At 63.3% G+C, this 4,310-nt stretch carries 3 protein-coding genes and 1 pseudogene; 1 reads left to right on the top strand and 3 read right to left on the bottom strand.

Going from position 1 to position 4,310, the window contains the following annotated elements:
- From Q8N40_RS05550 to Q8N40_RS05540, 3 genes are all read right to left on the bottom strand, one after another.
- Nucleotides 1-1,089, bottom strand: a 1,089-nt coding sequence (locus Q8N40_RS05550; protein ID WP_305711099.1) for an FAD-dependent oxidoreductase, incomplete at its 3' end; no start/stop codon positions are given.
- Between the two features lie 124 nt (nt 1,090-1,213).
- Nucleotides 1,214-3,037 carry a translational GTPase TypA gene (gene typA, locus Q8N40_RS05545; RefSeq protein ID WP_305711098.1) on the bottom strand — a complete coding sequence of 608 codons (1,824 nt, stop codon included), beginning with the start codon at nt 3,035-3,037 and terminating at the stop codon, nt 1,214-1,216.
- 237 nt (nt 3,038-3,274) lie between these two features.
- Complete coding sequence (locus tag Q8N40_RS05540) at nt 3,275-4,036, bottom strand: Crp/Fnr family transcriptional regulator (RefSeq protein WP_305711097.1); 762 nt, start codon at nt 4,034-4,036, stop codon at nt 3,275-3,277.
- Nucleotides 4,037-4,175: 139 nt separating this feature from the next.
- Here Q8N40_RS05540 and Q8N40_RS05535 point away from each other — a divergent pair.
- Nucleotides 4,176-4,310 (top strand): annotated as a pseudogene (locus Q8N40_RS05535) (response regulator); the annotation flags it as partial.

Genomic DNA, 4,310 nt, shown 5'->3' with positions numbered 1-4,310 from the left:
GGCGTGTGAATAGGAGCCGCGCGCGAACGGGTCGTGGGCCCAGCGCGATTCCGCGAGCGGTTTCAGTTTGCGGCGGTAGTCGTTGCCGAGGAAGCCGACGATCTCGTCGATGCTCTGCGCCGCCAGCGCGCCGTCGCCGGCGTCTTCCAGCGCTTGCGCAAAACGGCCGCCGAAGAAACCTTCGATGCAGGGCTGACCGAACGGGCGCAGATGATAGGTGCCCATGTCGGTACGCATGGTGGCGCCGCGCAGGCTGCCGTCGCTGGGAAACTCCTGCGGTGCATCGAGCGCCAGCATCACCTTGTCGGCGAGGCCAAGCGGCAGGCCACGCGCGGCGTCGACCTTTGCCGGCAGTGCGGGGTGGAAACGAATGGTCTCGTCGGCGATCAGGTTGGTCGGGACCGTGACGATCACCTTGGTCGCCGTCAGCGTGCCCCGCGAGGTCTCGACCCGCACGCGTTGTCCGGAATGGTCGATCAGCGTCACCTGGCAGCTCAGGGCCAGAGGGCAGGTCGCACCATAGGCCGCCATCAGCGCGCCGTAGCCGCGGCGCACCCGCCAGTTGATCTCGGTATCCTCATAGGCGTCCATGTCGAGGATCGAGACCCGGTCGAGTTCGACGCCGTTGATGTAGGTCGAGATCGCATCGATCATCGGATTCCAGCGGTTGCCGGGCTCCAGATAAAGATGCGCGGCTTCGTCGCGGCCGGTCCGTCGGGCCTCCTCGGCCGCTGCCTCGGCGCGGTCATAAAAGGCGTCCAGTGCGGTGATGAATTCGGTGCGCAGCGGTGGCGGGAATGCCTTGTGCACGGCCTGTTCGCGCCACGGCGGACGGGTCTTGTCGATTTCGAAATTCAGTTGTTCGGCGATGGCGACGAAGGAGTTTTCGTCGGCTGAATGCAGCCAGCCGCAGCCGAGGTCGAAGGTGATGTCGGGAGCCGCCTGGATGGTGTGGCCACGCCCGCCGGCGCGGTCGCGCGCTTCCAGCACGATAACGGAGAGGCCGGAGCCGTTCAGCGCGTGCGCGGCGCCGAGGCCGGCGGCGCCCGCGCCGATGATGGCGACATCGACTTCGGAGGGGAGGGACATGCGTCGGCCATCTCGTCGTCATGCCCGGCCTTTCCGGGCATTTACGTCTTACTCTTGCAGTATCCAAGACGAAAATGGCCGGGACAAGCCCGGCCATGACAGTTTCGTCGCTGAGCTGAGTGGCTTACGCCACCGCCTGCTTGGATTTTTCCGCGCGCTTGCGGTCGTTGGCGTCGAGGTGCCGTTTGCGCAGGCGAATCGACTTCGGCGTGATTTCGACCAGCTCGTCGTCCTCGATATAGGCCAGCGCCTTTTCCAGCGTCATGCGGATCGGCGGAGTCAGGCGCACCGCTTCGTCCTTCGAGGTGGTGCGGATGTTGGTGAGCTGCTTTCCCTTGAGAATGTTGATCTCGAGGTCGTTGTCGCGGGTATGCTCGCCGACGATCATGCCCTTGTAGACCTTCCAGCCGGGCTCGATCATCATCGGGCCGCGGTCTTCCAGCTTGAACATGGCGTAGGCGACCGCCTCGCCCTGGTCGTTGGAGATCAGCACGCCATTACGGCGGCCCTGGATATCGCCCTTATAGGGCAGGTAGTTGTGGAACAGGCGGTTCATGATCGCCGTGCCCTTGGTGTCGGTCATCAGGTCGCCCTGGTAGCCGATCAGGCCGCGGGTCGGCGCGTAGAACACCAGCCGCAGACGATTGCCGCCGGACGGCCGCATCTCGATCATCTCGGCCTTGCGCTCGCTCATCTTCTGCACGACCACGCCGGAGAATTCCTCGTCGACGTCGATCACGACTTCCTCGACCGGCTCCAGTAGCTCGCCGTTCTCGTCCTTGGTCAGCACCACGCGGGGGCGCGACACCGAGAGCTCGAAACCTTCGCGGCGCATGGTCTCGATCAGGATCGCCAGCTGCAATTCGCCGCGGCCCGAAACTTCCATGGAATCCCTGTCGGCGGCCTCGACCACGCGCAACGCGACGTTGCCCTCGGCCTCGCGCAACAGGCGGTCGCGGATCAGGCGGCTGGTTACCTTGTCGCCTTCGGTGCCGGCCAACGGCGAGTTGTTGACGATGAACGACATCGACACGGTCGGCGGATCGATCGCCTGCGCCTGGATCGGGATTTCGACGGAGGGATCGCAGAACGTATCGGCGACGGTGCCCTTGGGCAGGCCCGCGATGGCGACGATGTCGCCGGCTTCGGCCAGTTCGACCGGCTGGCGCTCAAGGCCGCGGAAGGCCAGGATCTTGGTGATGCGGCCGGTTTCGACAACCTTGCCGTCGCGCGACATCACTTTCACCGCCTGGTTCGGCCTGACCGAACCGGACGCGATACGGCCGGTGATGATGCGGCCGAGATAGGGATTGGCTTCGAGAATGGTGCCGAGCAGCCGGAACGGGCCTTCCTCGACCACCGGCGGCGCGACATGCTTGATGACGAGGTCGAACAGCGGCTTCATGCCGAGATCGTGCGAGGCGTCGGGCGTGGTCCCCATCCAGCCGTTCTTGCCGGACCCGTAGAGAATCGGGAAGTCAAGCTGATCGTCGGTGGCGTCAAGTGCCGCGAACAGGTCGAACACCTCGTTGACGACTTCGGTGATGCGCGCGTCGGGGCGATCGACCTTGTTAATGGCCACGATCGGCTTCAGGCCGAGCTTCAGCGCCTTGCCGACCACAAATTTGGTCTGCGGCATCGGACCTTCGGCGGCGTCGACGAGAACGATCACGCCGTCGACCATCGAGAGAATACGCTCCACCTCGCCGCCGAAGTCGGCGTGACCAGGGGTATCGACGATGTTGATCTGGGTGTCTTCCCAATGCACCGAGGTGCACTTGGCGAGAATGGTGATGCCGCGCTCGCGCTCCAAATCGTTGGAATCCATCGCGCGCTCGACCTGGCGCTGATTGTCGCGGTAGGTGCCGGACTGCTGCAGCAGCTTGTCGACGAGGGTGGTCTTGCCGTGGTCGACGTGAGCGATGATAGCGATATTGCGAAGGTTCATGACTGTTCTTCTGGCTCGGACAATGGCTGGAGCGCGATCTCGCCGGAAAACCGGGACCCACTTTTCCGGATCGCGCTCAAAACCTGGAATTCTGAAGGCGCCCATGGCGCCCAAAAACGAAGCCCGGCCAAAAGACCGGGCGTACCTTGCTCGTTGCGGCGCAATATAGTCAGAAATCGCCGAAAAACAACGGTTTGTTTGGCAGTTGGTTACCTCATTTTTGCCGGCCCCGCCGCCTCAATTGCCTTTTTTGGGGTCAGGATAGACGCCCCGCAACACCTCTTCGAAGTGGTTCTTGACCGCCTCATTGCAAAGGCAGGCCCGGATCCGCAGGGCGTCGGGGTTGCGAATCATGATCGAGCCGCGGCGGGTCTCCAGAATCCCGTCCGCCTTGAAGGTCTGGATCACGCGGCTGGTATAGCTGCGTCCGACCCCCAGCAGGGTCGCCAGTTGCTCATGTGTCAGCGGCACGACGTCGTCGCCGTCAGTGCGCTCCATCGCCGAGATGATCCATTTGGCAGTGCGCTGCTCGATCGAATGGATCGCATTGCAGGCCGTGGACTGGAAGATCTGGGCCAGCATGCAGTCGGCATAGCGCACGAATACGTTGCGCAGGCTGGCCGATCTGGTCTTTGCCGCATCGAGCTTACCGATCGGCATTCGAACGAAAGGCCCGCCGAACTTCACGATGATGCGCGTGTAGGCGGGCAGGTAGCCTTGGCTGACGATACCCCCCACCGCGCCTTCGCGGCCGATCAGGATGGTCTCGACGTCGCGGCCGTCTTCATTCGGCACCAGATATGAAGCGAGACTGGGTCCGCAGGGAAAATGCACGATCTGGACGTCGTCACCGGGGTTGTAGAGCAGGTCGTTAGGCTCGGCCTCTACCGGCGCCAGATGCGGTGCAATCAAGGCAAAGTCGCCGGCGCTGAGCCGCCGCAACAGGTTGTTGTAAGGACGGTGGCTCCCGTCGGGAGCATTGCCGCTTCGCGCCGTCATTCCGGTTCCCCTTGCCCCGCCCCAGACAATAACCAATCGCATCGGGTTGTTGTGTGCACAAGTGAACAGACAGGCGGGCCGAGACATGGTGGTTTCATAATCGGAACCGGTCGATGCCGACTTCCTTACAACGTGGCGAATGATGGAACCCGCATCCTTGAATGGCGTGCCCGGCAACGTGTTGATTGTCGAGGACGACCCGATCATCGCGCTCGATTTCGAGGACACCATCCTCGGTTTCGGGGTGAAGGCGGTTCGGACCGCGGGAAACGTC

Origin of the sequence: Bradyrhizobium sp. (genome assembly GCF_030693485.1) — a bacterium.
In the GTDB taxonomy this organism is placed as follows: domain Bacteria; phylum Pseudomonadota; class Alphaproteobacteria; order Rhizobiales; family Xanthobacteraceae; genus Bradyrhizobium.
This window is presented reverse-complemented; position numbering and strand designations above follow the sequence as displayed.

Bases quoted from the DNA above. Each gene is read 5' to 3' on its own strand.
- typA (WP_305711098.1), bottom strand. From the start codon at position 3,037: ATGAACCTTCGCAATATCGCTATCATCGCTCACGTCGACCACGGCAAG.
- Q8N40_RS05540 (WP_305711097.1), bottom strand. From the start codon at position 4,036: ATGACGGCGCGAAGCGGCAATGCTCCCGACGGGAGCCACCGTCCTTAC.